This window comes from Pseudomonas sp. LjRoot71 (assembly GCF_964253255.1).
In the GTDB taxonomy this organism is placed as follows: domain Bacteria; phylum Pseudomonadota; class Gammaproteobacteria; order Pseudomonadales; family Pseudomonadaceae; genus Aquipseudomonas.
Map to the genome: position 1 here is coordinate 301,050 of NZ_CAXURA020000001.1, position 20,566 is coordinate 321,615.

General features: G+C 62.7%; 18 protein-coding genes. 3 read left to right on the top strand and 15 right to left on the bottom strand.

The window, feature by feature from the left end:
• Nucleotides 1-3 precede the first annotated feature (3 nt).
• Nucleotides 4-573, bottom strand: a complete 570-nt coding sequence (locus ACSQ17_RS01465; protein ID WP_436067294.1) for a hypothetical protein — start codon at nt 571-573, stop codon at nt 4-6.
• Nucleotides 574-679: 106 nt separating this feature from the next.
• On the opposite strand from ACSQ17_RS01465, the gene ACSQ17_RS01470 reads away from it, so the two are divergent.
• Both ACSQ17_RS01470 and ACSQ17_RS01475 read left to right on the top strand, forming a co-directional pair.
• Nucleotides 680-1,216, top strand: coding sequence for a DUF3087 family protein (locus ACSQ17_RS01470; protein ID WP_436070408.1), 537 nt, complete (start codon nt 680-682; stop codon nt 1,214-1,216).
• Between the two features lie 136 nt (nt 1,217-1,352).
• Complete coding sequence (locus ACSQ17_RS01475; RefSeq protein WP_436067295.1) at nt 1,353-3,206, top strand: diguanylate cyclase; 1,854 nt, start codon at nt 1,353-1,355, stop codon at nt 3,204-3,206.
• Nucleotides 3,207-3,224: 18 nt separating this feature from the next.
• Here ACSQ17_RS01475 and ACSQ17_RS01480 read toward each other — a convergent pair whose 3' ends face one another.
• The 12 genes from ACSQ17_RS01480 to ACSQ17_RS01535 form a co-directional block, all read right to left on the bottom strand.
• Nucleotides 3,225-4,973 carry a NahK/ErcS family hybrid sensor histidine kinase/response regulator gene (locus ACSQ17_RS01480; protein WP_436067296.1) on the bottom strand — a complete coding sequence of 583 codons (1,749 nt, stop codon included), beginning with the start codon at nt 4,971-4,973 and terminating at the stop codon, nt 3,225-3,227.
• The gene (gene ercA / locus ACSQ17_RS01485) at nt 4,957-6,120 is read right to left on the bottom strand and encodes an alcohol dehydrogenase-like regulatory protein ErcA (RefSeq protein ID WP_090252847.1); all 1,164 of its coding nucleotides are present in this window, start codon (nt 6,118-6,120) and stop codon (nt 4,957-4,959) included. Before ercA ends, ACSQ17_RS01480 begins: the two co-directional genes overlap by 17 nt.
• A gap of 90 nt (nt 6,121-6,210) precedes the next feature.
• Nucleotides 6,211-8,079: an alpha/beta hydrolase family protein gene (locus ACSQ17_RS01490; protein ID WP_436067297.1), complete on the bottom strand. Its 1,869-nt coding sequence runs from the start codon at nt 8,077-8,079 to the stop codon at nt 6,211-6,213.
• Entirely contained in the window at nt 8,067-9,221 is a 1,155-nt protein-coding gene (pqqE, locus tag ACSQ17_RS01495) for a pyrroloquinoline quinone biosynthesis protein PqqE (protein ID WP_436067298.1), read from the bottom strand. The genes ACSQ17_RS01490 and pqqE overlap by 13 nt, the downstream gene beginning before the upstream one ends.
• Nucleotides 9,193-9,471 carry a pyrroloquinoline quinone biosynthesis peptide chaperone PqqD gene (gene pqqD, locus ACSQ17_RS01500; RefSeq protein WP_090252838.1) on the bottom strand — a complete coding sequence of 93 codons (279 nt, stop codon included), beginning with the start codon at nt 9,469-9,471 and terminating at the stop codon, nt 9,193-9,195. The genes pqqE and pqqD overlap by 29 nt, the downstream gene beginning before the upstream one ends.
• An 85-nt stretch (nt 9,472-9,556) precedes the next feature.
• Nucleotides 9,557-10,309 carry a pyrroloquinoline-quinone synthase PqqC gene (gene pqqC / locus ACSQ17_RS01505; protein ID WP_422909651.1) on the bottom strand — a complete coding sequence of 251 codons (753 nt, stop codon included), beginning with the start codon at nt 10,307-10,309 and terminating at the stop codon, nt 9,557-9,559.
• Nucleotides 10,310-10,386: 77 nt separating this feature from the next.
• On the bottom strand, nt 10,387-11,301 hold the full coding sequence (gene pqqB, locus ACSQ17_RS01510; protein ID WP_090252832.1) for a pyrroloquinoline quinone biosynthesis protein PqqB: 915 nt from the start codon (nt 11,299-11,301) through the stop codon (nt 10,387-10,389).
• 70 nt (nt 11,302-11,371) lie between these two features.
• Nucleotides 11,372-11,443, bottom strand: coding sequence for a pyrroloquinoline quinone precursor peptide PqqA (pqqA, locus tag ACSQ17_RS01515; RefSeq protein WP_003243383.1), 72 nt, complete (start codon nt 11,441-11,443; stop codon nt 11,372-11,374).
• Nucleotides 11,444-11,814: 371 nt separating this feature from the next.
• Nucleotides 11,815-13,335 (bottom strand): acetaldehyde dehydrogenase ExaC, encoded by a 1,521-nt coding sequence (exaC, locus tag ACSQ17_RS01520; RefSeq protein ID WP_436067299.1) that lies wholly within the window; start codon nt 13,333-13,335, stop codon nt 11,815-11,817.
• 168 nt (nt 13,336-13,503) lie between these two features.
• Nucleotides 13,504-14,232: a thiosulfate oxidation carrier protein SoxY gene (locus ACSQ17_RS01525; RefSeq protein ID WP_436067300.1), complete on the bottom strand. Its 729-nt coding sequence runs from the start codon at nt 14,230-14,232 to the stop codon at nt 13,504-13,506.
• On the bottom strand, nt 14,229-15,509 hold the full coding sequence (locus ACSQ17_RS01530) for an FAD-dependent oxidoreductase (protein WP_436067301.1): 1,281 nt from the start codon (nt 15,507-15,509) through the stop codon (nt 14,229-14,231). Before ACSQ17_RS01530 ends, ACSQ17_RS01525 begins: the two co-directional genes overlap by 4 nt.
• Before the next feature lie 194 nt (nt 15,510-15,703).
• Nucleotides 15,704-17,479, bottom strand: coding sequence for a methanol/ethanol family PQQ-dependent dehydrogenase (locus ACSQ17_RS01535; RefSeq protein ID WP_233684633.1), 1,776 nt, complete (start codon nt 17,477-17,479; stop codon nt 15,704-15,706).
• A gap of 314 nt (nt 17,480-17,793) precedes the next feature.
• Here ACSQ17_RS01535 and ACSQ17_RS01540 point away from each other — a divergent pair, with 314 nt between their 5' ends.
• Nucleotides 17,794-19,047: an ABC transporter substrate-binding protein gene (locus tag ACSQ17_RS01540; protein WP_436067302.1), complete on the top strand. Its 1,254-nt coding sequence runs from the start codon at nt 17,794-17,796 to the stop codon at nt 19,045-19,047.
• 209 nt (nt 19,048-19,256) lie between these two features.
• Here ACSQ17_RS01540 and ACSQ17_RS01545 read toward each other — a convergent pair whose 3' ends face one another.
• The gene (locus ACSQ17_RS01545; protein ID WP_090252817.1) at nt 19,257-20,186 is read right to left on the bottom strand and encodes a quinoprotein relay system zinc metallohydrolase 1; all 930 of its coding nucleotides are present in this window, start codon (nt 20,184-20,186) and stop codon (nt 19,257-19,259) included.
• Nucleotides 20,187-20,245: 59 nt separating this feature from the next.
• Nucleotides 20,246-20,563 carry an EthD family reductase gene (locus ACSQ17_RS01550; protein ID WP_090252814.1) on the bottom strand — a complete coding sequence of 106 codons (318 nt, stop codon included), beginning with the start codon at nt 20,561-20,563 and terminating at the stop codon, nt 20,246-20,248.
• Nucleotides 20,564-20,566 lie beyond the last annotated feature (3 nt).

Sequence of the window (20,566 nt, forward strand, 5' to 3'; positions counted from 1 at the left end):
CCTTCACTGCAAGCGATAACGCTTCAGTTCGCTGGCACTGAGCATCCGCATGCGCTGCGGCGCGGTGCTGTTGATTGCCTCAAGCAACTCGGGCGCTATCTTCATGTCCTTGAAATAGGCAATCTGACTGGCACGACTGACACTGTTGGACGTCGAGTGCACTGAATCACTGCCCGAGTAATAGGGCCGGTGAATGCCAACATGACCGCGCACGGTCTTGTTGCGCCCCGCCGCCAGCAGGTACACGCAACTGCCCTGACACACGCCGGTGGACGGCACCAGGCTGTCGAACGCGGTTTCACGCAATAAGCGGCCAATGCGCATGGCCTCGCTGACGCTGCCGCCAATGCTGTCGAGCATGACGATTTTCCGGGAGAACTTGCCCGGATTGGCCTTGATGCCCTTGAGCAAGGCTTCATAATCGCCCGGCACAATTTCCTCGGAAACCTTGGCCACCAGAATCCGTCCCAGGGTCTTATGCTGCCCGGCCTGCACTTCAACCTTGGCCAGCACCTGGCTGGAGCCCAGCAACGCTGCACAGAGAATTACAGCCTGATACACACTACGCCTCATAAATCCGTTATTTCCTTAACCCACAGCACTGATGGATCGGCAAGATACCCTTGACCCGCTGATCGCGCACACGCTAATTCACCGCAGAGAGAGCCCCGTGGCCACGATGTTCAAAACCCAGCCGCTCAACCCCGAAGATTACCGCCAGCAGACACGTCGCAGCAGCCTGATCATTGCCCTGACGTTCATCGCCCTGGCCCTGCTGCTGTCCACTGCTGCCGTTGCACTGTTCGGCCAGGCCGGCGGCGACAACTTTCGCTGGAACCTGGGCGGTGTGCTCGTCGCCCTGCTGCTGACCGTCGCCCTGGTGCGCGGCTTTATGTGGTCGCAGCCATGGATGGCCGCTGCGGTCTACGGCTGGCGGCTCAAACGCAGCCTGATGCGCGTCACCAACGTCATGCATCACGTCAAGGCCGGGGTAAGCGCCCATGACCCCGACGCCATGCGCCTGCTGCGGTTCTATCACCTGGGCCTGACCCAGATGCACCAACTGGATGGCAACTCCAGCGCCCTCAGCGAGGCTGTTGCAGAGATCAACCGGCACAAGGAACGCATGGAAAGCCTGGGCATGGATATCGACCAGCCGCGACTGAATCCGGACTGGCTGACCGCGGTCAAAAAAATTCCGGCCCTGCCCAGCTGACCGAGCTATCGACGGGTATGCGCGGGATCGATGGTGTTTGGTCGGCACCCGGCCACTCTTGTAAACTCGCCGCGCAAAACCATGGGCCGGTTTTACCAGCGCCACGTTTGCCTTTATCCACTCAGCGGTAGCTCACATGCACACCCCCCGCGTCCGTCAGTGGCTGAGCACCTGGTTGCTGACCTGTCTGATCTGCCTGGCGGTTCCAGCCTGGGCACGTGCGCAGGTGGTGGACGTCAGCGTGATGCCGAGCGAACCGCTGTCACTCACCCAGTATGTCGCCCTGCTGGAAGACCCCGAGCACAGCCTGAGCCTGGCCGATGTACAGACGCCCGAGCAGGCCGCGCGCTTTCGTGGCGACCTGCCGGATAGCAGCTCCCTGACACTGGGGTTTACCCGCTCGGCCTACTGGCTGCGGCTGACCCTGCGTAACAGCAGTAAACACCCGCTAGCGCACATGCTGGTAGTGGAAAACCCGCGTATCTCGCATGTCCAGGCCTATCTGCCGGATGCCCAGGGCCACTACCAGAGCTACGCCACGGGCTGTGACACCGCCACCGCGCGCCTGTACCCCAACCGTAACTTCGTGTTCCCGCTGAGCCTGCCGCCTGACAGTGAACAGGTGGTGTACCTGCGCGTGCATTCCAGCGTTGGCCTGCTGGTACCATTACGGCTGTGGTCAGACGCGGCATTCCACCTGCACGAGCGTGACGACTACCTGGTGCAGGCCTGGTACTTCGGCATTGCCAGCGCGATGATCCTGTTCAACCTGATGCTGTTTGTCGCCCTGCGCGATCGCATCTACCTGCTTTATGTGGCCTTTGTCGCCTGCATGGTCTGCACACTGGCCATCAAGAACGGGCTGATGGGCGAATTTCTGCCAGGCGGCACGGTCCTCGACTCTAACGCGGCCTACTACTCCGGCGCCTCCCTGACGGTCAGTGCACTGATGCTGTTTATGCGGCGCATGCTGCGCACAGATCAGTTGCTGCCCAGAGTGGATCGCCTGCTGCTCGGGCTGATCGTGCTCTTTGCCCTCACTCCGCTGGCCTATGCCCTGGCCCTGCCAATGCTGGCACGTGCGGCAATCCTGCTGTACCTGAGCAACGTGCTGGTGATTCTTGCGGTGGTGGTGGCCTGCGCCATCAAGCGCCAGCGCAGCGCCTATTTCTTTCTCGCCGCCTTTGCCCTGCTGATGCTTGGGGGCGCGATGACTACTCTGCGGGCCATGGGCATCGTGCCCACCAATGCCTTTACTGTGGATGGCATCCAGCTCGGCTCGGCGATGGAAATGCTCCTGCTGGCCTTCGCACTGGCCGACCGTTTCAACGTCATGCGCCGCGACAAGGCCAGGGTGCAGGAACAACTGCTGCACGCACAGCAGCAACTGGTGGACACCCTGAAAAGCTCCGAGCGCGAGCTGGAACAACGGGTGGCACAACGCACCGATGAATTGCAGCTGCTCAACAACAAGCTGGAAACCCTGAGCCTCACCGACAGCCTGACCGGTATCGCCAACCGCCGTCACTTCGACAGCATCCTGCAGCAGGAATGGCAGCGCGCCGTGCGCCAGGGACAGCCCTTGGCCCTGGCCATACTCGATGTGGATTGGTTCAAACGCTATAACGACCACTACGGCCACCCGGCCGGTGACGCCTGCCTGCGGCAGATTGCGCAAACCCTGGCCACCACGGTCAGCCGCGCCAGTGATCGGGTGGCGCGCTACGGCGGCGAGGAATTTGTGTTTATCGCACCGATGACCGATGCCCAGGGCGCACTGGAGATTGCCAACCGAGTGATCCAGGCACTCGACGCACTGGCCTTGCCACACAGTCAGGCACCCAGCGGCCGCGTGAGCGTAAGCATTGGCGTAGCAGTCCTGGTGCCCAGCGCCGAGCAAACCGCCAGCATGCTCCTGCAACATGCAGATGCCGCGCTCTACCAGGCCAAGACCCAGGGCCGTAACTGCGCGGTACTGGCCAGTTTGTAAGCGCGCGCTTAGCGAGGCTCAGGCGCTTTGCAGAATCTGGCTCAGCACCGCGCGCAGCTTGCCGGGTTTGACCGGTTTGTTGAGCAGAGGCACGCCCATGCCGTGCAGTTCACGACGGCACTGATCGCTGCGATCAGCGGTAATCATCACCGCGGGAATTGTCACCCCGAAGTGCTCACGCAAATGCTGCACCACCTGGCTGCCAACCACCCCATGGTCGAGGTGGAAGTCGGCCAGGATCAATTCCGGGGCCTGCAGGCCAAGCACCTGCAACGCAGTGGCCTGATCGGTGGCGGTGAGTACCTCGCAGCCCCACTGTTCCAGCAGTGCTCTCATGCTGTGCAGAATGCTCAGCTCGTTATCCAGCACCAATAATCGCCGCCCTGGCAGCGGATCCCCCAGGCGCTGTTGTGGCGGCATCGGTGCTGCCAATGTGCGCGGCTGGCTGCCGCTGGCCAGTGGCACCTGAATGCTGAACACCGAACCACGCCCCGGTTGTGAACGCACCTTGATCGGGTAACCGAGGATGCGCGCAATCCGCTCGACAATCGCCAGGCCCAGGCCCACGCCCTTGCGTTCGGCGGCGCGGCCGACATTCAGCTGGTTGAATTCAAGGAAGATGCTTTGCAACTGGTCTTCGGCAATCCCCGTGCCGCTGTCCCACACCTGCAACTCGACATACCCGCCACGCTTGCGCGCGCCAAGCAGCACACGGCCCTGCTCGGTATAACGGCAGGCGTTGCTGAGAAAATTACGCAGGATGCGCGTGAGCAGGCGCAGGTCAGTATTGAGCAGGTGCTCGCCATGACGTACGCGCAGTTGCAGCCCGGCTGCAGCTGCCACCGGCTGAAACTCCGAGGCCAGTGGCGCAAGCAGCTCGTCGAGGCTGTAGACGTCCAGATCGGGTTTGATCGCCGCCTGATCCAGGCGGGCAATGTTCAGCAGATCGGTAAGCAGGTCTTCGGCGCCTTCCAGTGCCTGGTGAGTGCGCTCCACTAGGTTCTGCTCACTGGCCGGCAGGCTGCGCTCGCGCAGGGTCGAGATCAGCAGGCGCGCGGCGTTCAGCGGTTGCAGCAAGTCGTGGCTAGCGGCGGCCAGGTACTTGTCCTTGCTGCGGTTGGCCTCTTCAGCGGCATCACGGGCTTCGCGCAGGGCCTTCTCGATCCGCTTGCGCTCGACGATCTGCTGCAACAGGTTGCGGTTGGCCTCCTGCAACTCACCGGTGCGTGCGCCGACCCGTTGTTCCAGTTCGTCATTGAGTTGTTGCAGGCGTTGCTGGGCCTGTTTGCGCTCGGTGATATCGGCGACAAAGCCTTCGAACAGACCGTTCTCATCGGGTTTGAGCAGCAGGTTCATCAGCACGTCGATCACGCTGCCGTCACGGCGGCGCAGCTGGGTTTCATAGCCAAACAGCCCAGGTTCATGGGCCAGCACGCTACGTATATGTTCCAGCTCGGCAACACCGCCAACGAACAGGTAGTTGGCCAAGCCCGTCAGCGACCAGAGCACCTGCTGCGGATCGTCGTACCCCAGCATACGCGCCAGGGCTGGATTGGCGGCAAGCAGGCCGTCCTGCAGGCTGGCCTGGAAAATCCCGTGCACGGCGTGCTCGAACAACCATTTGTAGCGGTTGCGCTCGGTTTCCAGCTCCTCCAGGCGCGCCAATAGCTCGGGGTAATGGCTTTTGCGTGCCGAATGACTGCCCAGCCCCAGCAGGCCGGCAAGGGCCTCACTCTGCGACTGCGGCAAATCAGAGGGCTTCGCCATAGACGACCTCGACATCACGCTGACTGGACTCACGCGGGTTGGTCAGGATGCACGGGTCTTCCATGGCATGCCGCGAGAGGAACGGAATATCGGAGCTGGAAACCCCGTGCAGCTTGAGGGTTTCATGAAAGCCTACGGACTTCTTGAAGGTCACCAGATGCTCTACCAGCCGCTGGCGGATCTGGTTGTGGTTGAGCCCGCGCACATCGATACCGAGGGTTTGCGCAACCATGCTGAAACGCTCGGGTGCGGCACTGTAGTTGAACGCCACCACATGCTCGACCAGCGCCGCATTACACATGCCATGGGGCAGATCGAGAAAGCCGCCGAGGCTGTGGCTCATCGCATGCACCGCGCCGAGAATCGCATTGGAGAACGCCAGCCCGGCCTGCATGCTGCCGAGCATGATCTTCTCGCGCAGGGCAATATCGTTCGGCGTGGCAATCATCTGCACCAGGTTGCCGTTGATCAGGCGCATGGCCTCCAGCGCATGGGTATCGGTGAGCGGGCCACTGCCGGTGGAAACGAAGGCTTCGATGGCATGCACCAGTGCATCGATGCCGGTACAGGCGCTGAGGAACGGATCCATGCTCAGGGTGGTTTCCGGGTCGATCAGCGATACATCCGGCACTACCGCTTTGCTGACGATGGAGAACTTCATCCGTTCCTGTTGGTTGGAGATGATCACGAACTGCGACACGTCGGCCGAGGTGCCGGCGGTGGTGGGAATCAGGATCAGCGGCGGGCTGGGCACACGGATGGTGTCCACGCCTTCGAATTCGAGAATGCTGCGGCCGTGAGCGACAGCAATACCGATGCCTTTGGCGCAGTCCATCGGGCTGCCGCCACCAATGGCAACGATCACGTTGCAGGCGTTGGCCCGGTAGATTTCCGCGCCGAGCATCACCTCTTCAACCCGTGGGTTGGGCGATACATCGGTGTACAGGCAGTAGTCGATATTCTGCGCCTGCAGGCTGGCTTCAACATCCGCGACCCAGCCGGCGGCAACCACGCCGGGGTCGGACACCACCAGCACCTTACGCGCACCAAAGGTACTGGCGTAGTTGGCAACGTTGTGCCGGCAACCGGCACCAAAAATGATTTCCGGTGAAACGAATTTACGTAACTGGCTGAGGGTGTGGCTCATACAACGGCCTGTTCTTGTTGTTATGGAATAGGTTAAGCGAGGTATGCGCCAGCCTACTGCATTGCTCGGTTTATGCAATGCGACCTGCGCTCAGCTCAACTGCTGATAAAACCCATATTCGGCACGCAACGCGGCGGCCAGATTGGCGGCCTGACGGAAACCGTGGCGTTCGTCGGCGAACAGCTGATATTCCACCGGCAACCCACGCTGGCGTAATGCTTCGACCATGGCCTCGGTCTGGCTCGGTACCACCACGGCATCCAGCGCGCCCTGGAAGAAAATAACCGGTGCCGTGATCCGCTCGGCCTGCACCAGGGGGGTGCGCTCCCGGTAGCGCTCGGCATCCTGCTCCGGGTCGCCAATCAGCCAGTCGAGGTAATCCGCCTCGAACTTGTGGGTCTGCCTGCGCAGCGCCAGCGGGTCACTGACGCCATAGAGACTGGCTCCCCCACGAAGCGGCGGCAGCTCGACCAAAGCCCGCAGCGCGCTGAAGCCCCCCGCGCTGGCGCCGCGTACGAACACGCGTTGCGGATCAATACGACCAGCAGCGGCCAGCGCATCGATAGCGGCGCGAATGTCCTCGACCTCCAGCTCGCCCCATTGCGCAGCCAGACGCAGACGATAGGCGCGACCATAGCCGCTGCTGCCACGGTAATTGAGGTCGAGCACCGCATAACCGCGCAGGGTCCAGAAGGCGATACGCGGGTCGAACACCGGGTAGCAGGCCGAGGTGGGGCCGCCATGCAGAAAGATCACCAGCGGCGGGCGCTCCCCGGTTGATACCGGCGAGTAGAAAAAACCGTGGCTGCGTTCGCCTTCACCCACAACGCAGTTAAATGGTTGGGGGCGGGACAGTTGTTCCTCGCCCAGTGGCTGTTCACCACCGGCCAGTATCTGCACCGTACCATCGCCTCGGCTAATCGCCAGCACCGCCGGCAGGCGATTCGGTGCGGCAGCGATGCAATAGAAGTAAGCGGCATCGGCAGCCAGGCTGCGAAAACGCGTGAAGTGCTCGGCGAGTTGCCGCTCGTAGGTTGCACCGTGCGCACCATCAGTCTCGGCAGCAAAACAATCGGTGCGCGCAGCGCACCCTACAAGAACGCCTGTGCCTTGCTCGAAACGCGTCAGCAACAGTTCGCCGTTTTCCAGCGGCAGGTAGGTTCGACCGCCCAGTTGCCAGGGCGCGGGGGCATGATCAAAGGGCGCAGCGCGTGCATCATGCTGTTTATCAACGCACCTGGGCTGCCACCAACCCGCCTTGTCGCTCAGCACCCACAACCGGCCCTGCACATCGAAACGCGGCTGCTGCAACGATTGATCACGCCCCTGCCCGGCCAGCACCTGGGTGCGCTCGCCCGACTTACGTTGGCACAGGCGTGTGGCAACCCAGGGCTGATCGGGGCGATCCCATTCGATCCAGGCCAGCCGCTGGCCATCGGTATTGGCCACTGGCGCGACGTAAAAATCAGCGCCTTCGACCAGTACCTCGCGCTTGCCCGTCAGACCAATACGCACTAGGCGATGCACCACCGCGCCGCCTTCATGGCTTTCCTCCACGGCCAGCAGCGCCTGCCAAGCGGGCACAAAACACAGGTCGCCATAACGGCAGTTGGGTGAGTCGGTCACGCCGTAGGGTGCGCTGTGCGCACCGCCGCTCTCGGTGATATCGATCAGGTAAACCTGCTGATCATTTTCATTGACGAAGGCCACGCCCTGCTCCGTGGCACAGCACGCACCACCGCCGTATTCGTAAACCCGGCTGCGTACGGAGAACCCCGGCGGGGTCAGTTCAGTCACGACTCCATCACGACAAAAGAACAACCCACAGCGCGCCAGTAACGGATCAAACGCCACCCACAACACTCCGCCGTGGGCCGCATGCAGTTCGGCGAAGTCAGCGCTGGCCGCTGCGGCCTGTTCGGCGCTCCAGATCGCGTCGGGGTCGATCAGGCCTTGCATATGATCCGCGAGGCCTTCTCATTGCGGTATTGCAGGGCCTCCAGCCCCAGCGGCGCGTCATCGGCCTGCTGGCGCGCGGCGAGAATCACGCCATGGTGCGCCGACTTGCTGCACACCGGGTCGGCGTTGCTGGCATCGCCGGTGAGCATAAAGGCCTGGCAACGACAGCCGCCGAAGTCCTTGTGTTTCTCGTCACAGCTGCGGCATGGCTCGGGCATCCAGTCATCACCACGGAAGCGGTTGAAACCGAAGGAATGCCGCCAGATATGTTCAAGGCTGTGCTCGCGCACATTGGGAAACTGCACCGGCAACTGCCGCGCGCTATGACACGGCAACGCGGTGCCATCCGGGGTGATGTCGAGGAACAGGTTGCCCCAGCCGTTCATGCAGGCCTTGGGACGCTCCTCGTAATAGTCCGGGGTGACGAAGATCAGCTTGCAGGGGTGATTCTCGGCCGCCAGCTTGTCGCGCCACTGATTGGTGATGCGTTCGGCGCGCTCCAACTGGGCACGGGTCGGCAGCAGCCCTGCGCGATTCAGTTCGGCCCAGCCATAGAACTGGCAGGTGGCCAGCTCGACGAAATCCGCCTCCAGCTCCAGGCACAGCTCGATGATCCGCTCGATGTTATCGATATTGTGCCGGTGGGTGACGAAGTTCAGCACCATCGGGTAGCCATGCGCCTTGACCGCACGGGCCATGGCCAGCTTGTGAGCGAAAGCCTTTTTCGAGCCGGCCAGCAGGTTGTTCACCTCCTCGTCGGCGGCCTGAAAGCTGATCTGGATATGATCAAGCCCGGCCTCGGAGAACTCAGCAATACGCGCTTCGGTCAGACCGATACCAGAGGTGATCAGGTTGGTGTAATAACCCAGATCACGCGCGGCCTTGATCAGCTCGGCCAGGTCCTGGCGCACCAGCGGCTCGCCGCCGGAAAAACCCAGTTGCGCCGCGCCCAGCTCACGGGCCTGGCGGAACACCTCGATCCACTCGGCAGTGCTCAGCTCCGCGCCCTGCTGGGCGAAATCCAGCGGGTTGGAGCAGTACGGGCATTGCAGCGGGCAGCGGTAGGTCAGTTCGGCCAGCAGCCACAGCGGCGGCCCTGGTTCATGACCTGCTTTAGCGAAGCTCGATCCAGAACTGAGCACTGGCGACCTCCATAAAGGCGAGAATATCTTCGTCGATCCCCGGCACATCCGGGAAACGCTGGTGCAGGCTGTCGATGATCTCGGCCACCGAGCGCTTGCCATCGACCTGCTGGAGAATCTCACTGGCACTGTCGTTGAGCTTGATCATGCCTTCCGGGTAGAGCAGTACATGGCAACCCTGGGCCGGCTCGAATTGCAGACGAAAGCCGCGGCGAATGGCGGGGATAGTGGGCAGGATGGTGGCAGTCATAATCTCGGCTCCGTTGCGGTGCGCGCGGCGCACCCTACATACCGTTCACCCGTAGGGTGCGCCATGCGCACCTTTTGTCTGTGGCTCATAGCGCAATCCCCCGATGCCAGACGCGCTCGGCGGTCACCGTGTGATACGGCGCGCGCTCCAGCTGGTAGGCCATGCTCATGGCGTCGAGCATGCTCCACAGCACATCCAGCTTGAATTGCAGAATTTCCAGCATGCGCTCCTGCGCTTCACGGGTGCGGTAGTGCTCCAGGGTGATCCGCAGGCCATGCTCGACATCACGACGCGCCTGTTGCAACCGCGCGCGAAAATAGCTGTAACCCTCGGCATCGATCCAGGGGTAATGCTGCGGCCAACTGTCCAGGCGTGACTGGTGGATTTGCGGGGCGAACAGTTCGGTCAGCGAGCTGCTGGCGGCCTCCTGCCAGGACGCGCGGCGGGCGAAATTGACGTAGGCATCCACGGCAAAGCGCACGCCGGGCAGCACCAGCTCTTGCGACAGCACCTGCTCGCGCTCAAGGCCCACGGCTTCAGCCAGACGCAGCCAGGCTTCGATACCGCCCTCCTCGCCCTGCGCACCGTCGTGGTCAAGAATGCGTTGCAACCATTCGCGGCGGGTGTCGCGATCGGCGCAGTTGGCCAGGATCGCCGCATCCTTGAGCGGGATGTTCAGTTGGTAGTAGAAGCGATTGGCCACCCACCCTTGAATCTGCTCACGGCTGGCGTGGCCGGCATACATCGCCTGATGAAACGGGTGGTGAATGTGGTAGTACGCGCCCTTGGCGCGCAAGGCCTGCTCAAACTCGGCAGGGCTCATGGCGGGTTGGCTCATCAGTATCTCCAATACGCGTTGCCGTAGGGTGCGCCGTGCGCACCCGCATTCGTTGAGGTGCGCACGGCCTGGGCGCCCTACAAAACGATGCTCATGCCATCAAACGCGACCTCGATACCGTGCGCGTCGAGTTCGGCGCGCTCAGGCGAATCCAGGTCGAGAATCGGGTTGGTGTTGTTGATATGAATAAGGATCTTGCGCGCGGATGGCAGGCCGTCGAGCACCTCGATCATGCCGCCAGGACCGCTCTGGCACAGATGGCCCATCTCGCTGCCGAGCTTGTCGCCCACTTCGCACACGCGCATTTCATCATCGCGCCACAGCGTACCGTCCACCAGCAGGCAGTCGGCGCGGCGCATCCAGGCCAGCAACGGTTCATCAACCTGACCCAGACCGGGGGCATAGAACAGCGTGCTGCCGGTGCGGCGATCCTCGACAAACAAACCAATGTTGTCGCCCGGATGCGGGTTGCCACGGTGCGGTGAATACGGCGGTGCACTGCTGCGCAGCGGCACGGCCGTGATCGACAAGTTGGCACAGGCCGCAATGCTGAACGGCTCGCCATCGAGGGTAATCAGGTTGTGCTGCAAACCGCCATTCCAGTGGCTGAGCATGTTGAACAGGGGAAAGCCGCTGGTCAGGTCCTGATGCACCATCTCGCTGCACCAGACCTGGTGCGGACAGCCTTCGCGCAGGGTCAGCAGGCCAGTGGTGTGGTCGATCTGGCTGTCGAGCAGGATGATCCCGGCGATGGCGCTGTCGCGCAGCCGACGCGCCGGGTTGAGCGCAGGAAAGGCTTCGATCTGTACGCGGATATCCGGCGAGGCGTTGCACAGGATCCAGTCCTGGCCATTGTCACTCAGGGCAATCGAAGACTGGGTACGTGGCTGCGCCCGTACGCTGCCCGCGCGCACGCCACGGCAGTTACGGCAGTTGCAGTTCCACTGGGGGAAGCCACCGCCGGCGGCGGAGCCAAGAATCTGGATATGCATGGACGCTTCCGATTGCGATGCCGATGGGCATGCCTGTTGGGATGCCCCGGCAATGCCGGGGCAAAACGGCTCAACGATTGGCGAAGTACATGGTCACTTCGAAACCAATACGCAGGTCGGTGTAGGCGGGTTTAGTCCACATGGCGCGGTCCTCTTCTTATCGACGCCGGCGAATTCCGGCCCCTTCATTAAGCCCCCCGACCGACAGCAGCCAAATGGTACTTTGGGATGAATTTCTGCTGACATTGGTAGCGTTTACGGGCCCCGGCTGATGCCAACCGATTTAGGGTGCGCCGCGCGCCGCGCAATAGTGGAAGCACTGGCCTGCGGTGCGCACGGCGCACCCTACAGGTACATGTTTGGCACGGCGCAATAAAAAACGCGGCCGAAGCCGCGTTGCGATAGTGACCTGCTGCAGCAGTTATCTGCCCAGACCACAAACAGATCTCGCCGACCGGCGAATCGCAGGAAGGAGCCCGGCGCACTGGAGCGGATACGCCGGGGTTACACGAGTTAGAAGAAGCCCAGCGGGTTGATGTCGTAGCTCACCAGCAGGTTCTTGGTCTGCTGGTAGTGGTCGAGCATCATCTTGTGGGTTTCACGGCCCACACCGGATTTCTTGTAGCCACCGAACGCGGCGTGCGCCGGGTACAGGTGGTAGCAGTTGGTCCATACGCGACCGGCCTTGATTGCCCGACCCATGCGGTAGGCGACGTTGATGTCGCGGCTCCACACGCCTGCACCCAGGCCGAACTCGGTGTCGTTGGCAATCGCCAGCGCTTCGTCTTCGTCCTTGAAGGTGGTCACGCCGATCACCGGGCCAAAGATTTCTTCCTGGAACACGCGCATCTGGTTAGTGCCCTTGAGCAGGGTCGGCTGGATGTAGTAACCGTTGGCCAGGTTGCCTTCGAGTTTCTCCACGCCACCGCCGGTGAGCACCTGAGCACCTTCCTGCTGGGCGATCTCCAGGTAGCTGAGGATCTTGTCGAACTGCTGCTGCGAGGCCTGGGCGCCGACCATGGTGTCGGTGTCCAGCGGATCGCCACGCTTGATCTGCTTGATCTTCTTCATCACCTCGACCATGAACGACTCATAGATCGATTCCTGCACCAGCGCACGCGACGGACAGGTGCACACCTCGCCCTGGTTGAAGAAGCCCAGTACCAGGCCTTCAGCGGCCTTCTCGATAAACGCCGGCTCGGCATTCATGATGTCGGCGAAGAAGATGTTCGGCGATTTGCCGCCCAGTTCGACGGTGCTCGGGATGATGTTTTCGGCGGCACACTTGAGGATATGCGAGCCCACTGGAGTCGATCCGGTGAAGGCGATCTTGGCAATACGTTTGCTGGTGGCCAGTGCTTCACCGGCTTCACGGCCGAAGCCCTGGACGACGTTGAGCACACCCGGCGGCAGCAGGTCGCCAATCAGTTCCATCAGCACGGTGATCGACAGCGGCGTCTGCTCGGCCGGTTTGAGCACGATGGCGTTGCCAGCGGCCAGAGCCGGTGCGAGTTTCCAGGCACCCATCAGCAGCGGGAAGTTCCACGGGATGATCTGCCCGACCACGCCCAGCGGTTCATGGAAGTGGTAGGCCACGGTACCTTCATTGATCTCGGCGGTGCTGCCTTCCTGCGCGCGGATGCACCCGGCGTAGTAGCGGAAGTGGTCAGCAGCCAGCGGCACGTCGGCGTTGAGGGTTTCGCGCACGGCCTTGCCGTTATCCCAGGTCTCGGCCACGGCCAGCAGTTCAAGGTTGGCTTCGATGCGGTCGGCGATCTTCAGCAGAATGTGCGAACGCTCCTGCACCGAGGTCTTGCCCCAGGCATCGGCAGCGGCGTGAGCAGCATCCAGCGCCTTGTTGATATCGGCGGCGTCGGAGCGGGGGAACTCACCGATCACCGAACCATCCACCGGGCTGGTGTTGCTGAAGTACTGGCCACTCAGCGGGGCAACAAACTCACCATTGATGTAGTTGCCGTAGCGCGGTTTGAGGGTGATAACGGCGCCTGGCGTACCGGGTTTGGCGTAAAGCATGGGATTGACCTCTCTTGTTGGCGGAGCCTGCCCCCTGGGACGTGGAGCAGGTCATGGTTCGATCTTAGGAAGCGCCCTGCTCGACCGGTATGCGCCCATGGCACAAAACCTCTCGTCATTTGGTAGTAGAGCCGTAAAGCTCGCCCCAGAGCCGTGCACCGCCCTGTTTCAGGGCAGCTGCTGGCTAAACGCGCGGCCATCGGCATCCACCCAACGCAGCAGCAGCGGTGTCTGCCCGGCGGGCAGCAGCATCCTCCAGTAAGGGTTGGCCGCCAAACCCTCGAAAGGTTCGATGCGCAGCAGATTGCCGTGCGTCCCGCTGACCTCAAAATGTGTCGGCAAATGCCGGGGCAGCAGTTGGCCATCCACGCTCGGACGCCGCCCGGTTTCCATTGGATGGCGCAACAGGCTGCGCAACTCCAGACCGCGTCCCTGCGGCTTCAGCCAGGCCTGCAACGGCCCCAGGTTGCTGCCTGGCTGAGCGGTGCTCGGCGACAGGCAACTGCTGTTCAACACCTCCACCGCCTGCGCCGCCAGCCACACACGCCCGCGCCCATCACGGGCCAGTACGATCAGTTGCTGACTGCGCGGCAGGCGCACACGGGTCGACAGACGCAGCGGCGCGTCCCAGGCCTGCACGTGCAGCGTGGCGATACGCGGATCGTCTTCGCCGCTGCGCAGCAGGCTGAGCGATACCGGGGGCTGGGCATTGCGCAGGGTCAGGTCAATGGCGACAAACGCGCCATCCTCGACCCAGGTCGGCACCGCCAGGCTCAGCCCTTGTGTCTGCACCTCATGGCCCTGCAACCACTGTTCAACGCTGTGCTGCGCCTGGCCCCAGGGCTGCGCAGCCACAGGGCCGGCCAGCACCAGCAACACCAGCAGGCGCAGGGTCATGCCAGATGCCCCCAGGCATCCATGCAGATGCTCTGGTACCAGGCGTCGGCCAGCGCCGCTTCCTGTGCCCGTAACCCGGCGGGCGGTTGCAACGGGCTGAGCGTCAGGCTGCCTGGCAGCTCAACCAGGCGCTGCTCCTGAATGCCGTAATCGGCCGCAATCGACACCGCCTGGCCCGGTGCCAGCGCGCTGTAACAGGTGTTGCGCCAGGCCGCACTTGGCGGCTCCTGGCCGGCCAGGTCTGCCAACAGGGCCGCCACTGCCACTTTGGCCTGAGCATTGGCGCTGTAGGCTGACTTGGGCATGGGCGCGGCGATGCAGGCATCCCCCGCCACATAGATGTCACCGGCTTCGCGGGCCTGAAAGGTGGCCGGGCGAATCGGCACCCAACCGCTGCTATCGACCAAGCCGCTGCGGGCAGCAATTTCGGCGGCTTTCTGCGGTGGAATCAGGTTGATCACCGCTGCGCGATGGCGCTGGCCAAACTCACAGAGCAGCTCGCGCCGCCCGGCATCGGCGCGCACCACGCGACCATCGCCGGCACGCCCAACCCACTCGATGCGCTCGCCATAAAGCGCCTGCCAACCCTGTTGAAACAGCGCCTGCTTGGAGAAACTGTCCTTGCTGTCGAGGATCAGCACCTTGCTGCGTGGCTTGGCCTGGCTCAGGTAATGGGCAATCAGGCTGGCCCGCTCATAGGGCCCCGGCGGGCAGCGATAGGGATTGTCCGGCACGCTGATGATCACCAGGCCGCCATCGTCCATGGCCTGCAGTTGCCGGCGCAGCAGAGCGGTTTGTGCGCCAGCCTGCCAGGCATGCGGCAGACGGCTGGCGGCATTGCGGTCGTAACCTTCGATGGCCTGCCAGTCCATGTCGATTCCAGGCGCCAGCAACAACCGGTCATAGCGCAGACGCTGGCCGCCCTGCAGCACCACCTGCCGGGCCTGCAGGTCAATTTCCCGCGCCCATTCGCGCACATGCAGCACCTGTTGCTGCTGCAAGGCGCGGTAATCCTGACGCAGGCTGCGCAGCTCACGCAGCCCGGCGAGCACATGATTGCTGAAGGGGCAGGTGTGAAAGTCAGACTTCGGCTCAATCAGCACCACATCCAGCTGCTCGGCCTGACGTTTCAGGTAGCGCGCCGCCGTAGCGCCGGCAAAACCACCGCCGATCACCAGTACCCGCGCCCGGCCGACACTGGCTTGCAGCGCCCCCGGCAACAGCCAGGGCAGCATGGCGGCCCCGGCGAGCAATTGACGACGTGTAAGGCCCTGCATAGCGGCTCCTGCTTTCGTTGATGCTGCCACGCTGCTACAGCACGGCGGAGATGACCATGCCTCTTTGGTCTTGAGGCAGCCGTGCCAAAGCATAGGCAGCGCGCAGAATTCAAGCCTGCGCGCACCCGATTTGCCTGCTGCACAAATGCAAATGGCCGGTCTAGACCGGCCATTTGCTACAGGCTAATTACCACTCAACGCTTGCTGACCAGGTCCTTGGGCAGTTTGAAGGTCCAGAGCATGCCGCCCTGGTTGTAGTTCTTCACCCGCTTGGCCACTTCGCCGCCCCACAGTGGTACTGCACCACCCCAGCCGGAGAGCACTGAAACATACTGCTCGCCGTCCATCTCCCAGGTTACGGGCGAACCCAGCACGCCGGAGCCGGTCTGGAATTCCCAGACCTTCTCGCCGGTCTTGGCGTTGAAGGCCTGCAGGAAACCTTCCGGGTTGCCGGTAAACACCAGGTTACCCTTGGTGGTCATCACCCCACCCCACAGCGGCGCGTAGTTCTTCTGCCGCCAGACTTCCTTGCCGGTTTTCGGGTCGATGGCGCGCAGCACGCCGATGTAGTCCTCGTTCAGCGGCTTGATGGTGAAGCCAGCACCGAGGTAGGCCGCGCCTTTCTTGTAGGCGATGTCCTCGTTCCAGATGTCCATGCCCCACTCGTTGGACGGCACGTAGAACAACCCGGTGTCCTGGCTGTAGGCCATCGGCATCCAGTTCTTCGCACCGAGGAAGGCCGGCGCGGAGAACACGCTCTTGCCCTTTTCCTTCGCGCTTGGCGAACCAGGACGGTTGCTGTCGTCGTAGATCGGCCGACCATTCTTGTCCAGGCCTTTGGCCCAGGTGATCTTGTCGACAAACGGGAAGCCACGGATGAACTTGCCGTTGGTGCGATCGAGCACGTAGAAGAAGCCGTTACGGTCAGCGGTGGCTGCGGCCTTGATGGTCTTGCCGCCTTCCTGATAGTTGAAGGACACCAGCTCGTTGACACCGTCGAAGTCCCAGCCGTCATGCGGGGTGGTCTGGAAGTGCCACTTGATGCTGCCATCATCCGGGTTCAGCGCCAGGCGCGAAGACGAATAGAGGTTGTCGCCCGGGCGCAGGTGCGAGTTCCACGGCGCCGGGTTACCGGTGCCGAACAGCAGCAGGTTGGTTTCCGCGTCGTAGTAACCGCCCAGCCAGGGCGCGGCGCCACCGGTTTTCCACAGGTCACCCGGCCAGGTCTTGCCGGCTTCGCCACCGCTGATGCCGTTCTCAATCGCCTTGCCGTCCTTGTAGACGTAGCCCATGTGACCTTCCACGGTCGGACGGCTCCACAGCAGTTCGCCGTTTTTCGGGTCGTAGGCTTCGATTTTGCCGACCACGCCGAATTCGCCACCGGACACCCCGGTGATCAGCTTGCCGTTGACCACCAGCGGTGCCGCCGTGATCGAGTAACCGGCCTTGTGGTCCGCCACGTTCTTGCGCCAGACCACCTTGCCGGTGTCCTTGTGCAGAGCCACCAGCTTGGCATCCAGGGTGCCGAAGATCACCAGGTCGCCATACAGCGCCACGCCACGGTTGATCACGTCGCAGCACGGACGAATGTCATCCGGCAGACGCGCATCGTATTGCCACAGCTCGCGCCCGGTGCGGGCATCGACGGCAAACACCCGCGAGTAGGACGCGGTGACATACATCACGCCGTCCTTGATCAGCGGCTGCGCTTGCTGACCACGCTGCTTCTCGCCACCGAAGGACAGCGTCCATACCGGGCGCAAGTCCTTGATGTTGTCTGTGTTGAGTGTGGCCAGCGGGCTGTAGCGTTGGCCTTGCAGCCCCAGGCCGTTGGTGACGATCTGGTCGGTGGTGGTGGCGTCCTTGAGGATTTCCTCATCGGTCACCGCCAGGGCGGCGGCGGACGGCATCAGCATCGCCGCGCACAGCGCGGTGAGGAGGAAAGGCTGGCGAAGACCGGTGTGTTTCATTGCGGCTACCTCTGTGGGTTCATTGTTATCACCGGGAATTTTTCCCGATCTGCCACAGATTCTTGGCTGCCCAGCCTCCCCCAACAATTGAACGCAGTACCGATTTAGCTACTCCCTTGGTAGCAATACCGCCCGTTTTATCGCTGCCTGACGCAGCTGCCACGCAGGCAATTTTCCCGCCCGGATGTGCACCCACACCGTACCGGCACATGGCCTGGCCGACTTAAGTGCTAGCCCTGCCCCCTGAAAAGAGCATACCCAGCCCCCGGCCCAGCCGTTAGAAAGCTACTCCCCCACGCTAAGGAGCAAGCCATATGGGCCGCACCACCCCACTCAGCCACCTGTTGTTGAGCTGCCTGCTGCTGGCAGGCCTGGGCAACCTTGCCCAGGCCGAGCCCATCAAGATCGGCCTCAACTACCCACGTACCGGCAATTACAAGGATGAAGGTCTGGAGCTGCGCCGTGGCGCGCTGCTGGCCGTGGACGAAATCAACAAGGCAGGTGGCGTGCTCGGCAAACCGCTGGAGCTGCTCAGCAAAAACACCAGCTCACAGGCCGACAAGGCCGTCAGCAATGTCGATTACTTCGCCAACCAGGACGCGCGCATGGTGTTTGGCGGCGCCACCAGCGAAGAGGCGATAGCCGCCGGGCAACGCGCCCGCGAGCGCGGCCTGCTGTATTTCGCCACCCTGAGCTATGCCAATGAAGTGACCGGCCAGGCCGGCCATCGCTATCTGTTCCGGGAGTCCAACAGCGCCTGGATGAGTGCACGGGTGCTCGGCGAATACCTGTCCTGGCATATGCCACGCCAGCGCTATCACTACATCATTGTCGATGACGCCTGGGGCCGCAGCATGGAAAACGCCCTGCGCCTGGCCACCAACAGCACCGACCGTGCACGCCACGGCCGTACTGCGCTACCCAGCGGTCTGGTGCGCCGTGAGCAGTACCTGGCGGCGCTCAATAAAGCGGCCCGCAGCGAGGCGGATATCCTCGTGCTGGTGCTGCTCGGCGAGAACCTGCAGCGCAGCATGCGCATGGTGCACAACATGGGCCTCAAGCAACGTACGCAGATCATCGTGCCCAACCTGACCAAGAGCGTGGTGCAGCAGGCCGGGCCGCTGGTGATGGAGGGCGTGATCGGCACCGAAGCCTGGACCTGGAACCTGCCCAGCCAGGACAACATCGCCCAGGGCCAGCAATTCGTTGAGCGCTATATCAGCGATTATCAGGAGTACCCCGGCAGCACCAGCGCCTCCGCCTACTCCATCGTCAAGCAATGGGCCGATGCCGTGCAGCGCACGCAAAGCCTGGACAGCGAACGGCTGATCAGCACCCTGGAAGACCACAGTTACCAGTTGCTCAAGGGGCAGCAGCAGTGGCGCGCCTTCGACCATCAGAACGTGCAGAGCATCTATGCGGTACGGGTACGCAAGCGTGACGACGTGATGCTCGACCCGTTCAAGCAGCACTACTTCGACATCATCCACCATATGGACGGCGACCAGGCCGCGCCGAGCCAGGATGAGTGGCAGCAGGAGCGCGGCGAGGAATTGCAGCTGCGCTAAGCCAATCATGTGTTGCCAGGGACAACCCGTAGGGTGCGCTGCGCGCACCGGGATTCAACGTCTGCGCGGACATACCCCCAATTAGACGAGTAATGACTTGTGCGCACGGCGCACCCTACGAAGCAAGAGCACCTCACGTCTGTGTCGATAAATACAGACGTACCACACTCGTGGTATAGAGCCACCGCATCTGGGTATCGCAGTTTTTCTTAGCGATCCACCCGCTGCATCGCGGCCTGCTCATAACGCGGGTAGAGATGACTGACGCTGCGGATCAGCTCATAACGGCTGAGGTTTACGCCGGCAAAGCGTTCCGGGATGGCGGTGCGGATCAGTTCATTCATTTCCGCGCCCTGCTCGGCACCGCTGCGCATGACGCCGTCCAGCCAGCCGAGGTAATCACGCATCTGGGCAAAGGGCGCAGCATCGCTGGCCAGCGGGCCATGGCCGGGCACGATCTGCTTCCAGGGCAGGTGCTGCAGCTGGTCGAGATCCGCCAGCCAGGTGGCCAGGCTCGGTGTGCCGGGTGTGGTCAGGGCACGTTGATAAAACACCAGATCACCGGCAAACAGCACGCCGCTCTGCACATCGAGAATCGCCAGATCAGCCCCGGTGTGGCCGCTCAGGGCCAGCAGTTGCAGCGTCCGCCCGCCTACCTCAAGCATTCCCGGCTCAAGGCTCTCAGTGGGCAGCAGCACTTCGGTGCCGCGCATCCAGTCGCCCACCAGGCGGTACATGTTCTCCGCCATGGTATCGCCCTGCTCTACCAGCAACGCGGTGGTGCCGGGCAAGGCGGCAATCGGCACATCGCTGAAGGCCTGATTGCCCAGCACATGGTCGGGATGATGATGGGTCAGCATGACCTTGAGCAGCGGCTTGTCAGTGACGCGGGCAATCGCTTGGCGCATCACCTCGCCGTAACGCCGCGACGGCCCGCTGTCGATCACCACAACGCCTTTATCGGTGACGATAAACCCGGTGTTGACGATATTGCCGCCATTGGCCTGGGAGAAGTTGTCCGTGCTGCCTTCAAACAGCCACACGCCATCGGCAATCTGCCGGGGCTGTAGGTCGTAGGCGAGCGGATTGGCGTGCACGCAGGCGCTGGCCAGCGCCGCCAGTATGAGTATCCAGCGCATAAGCACCTCGCGATAAGACGGGCAGCGCCGTGCTGGGCTGCCCAGGGCAGAACCGCCATTTAGGGCGCGAGGCGGACCTCGCTGATCTGCACCAGCGGCTGGCTGTCGGTAAAGTTCGGCAGATCGCCCATGATCCGTGCCGCGTGCGGGGCAAAGCTCTGCTCGAACACCGCCACGCTGTCGAAATACAGATGCCCCATGGCGATATAGGGCGCGGCCTCACCGGGCGTGGCGCTGGCCAGGCCAGCGTCCACGGCAATGCCTTGGCACGCGCTGCCCAGGCATTCGCGCACGATCGCCATATGCTGCTCGCAGTAATAGGTCATGTCGAAACGCACACCGGGAGTATTGGGGTACAGCACGCTGACTTTGATCATGGC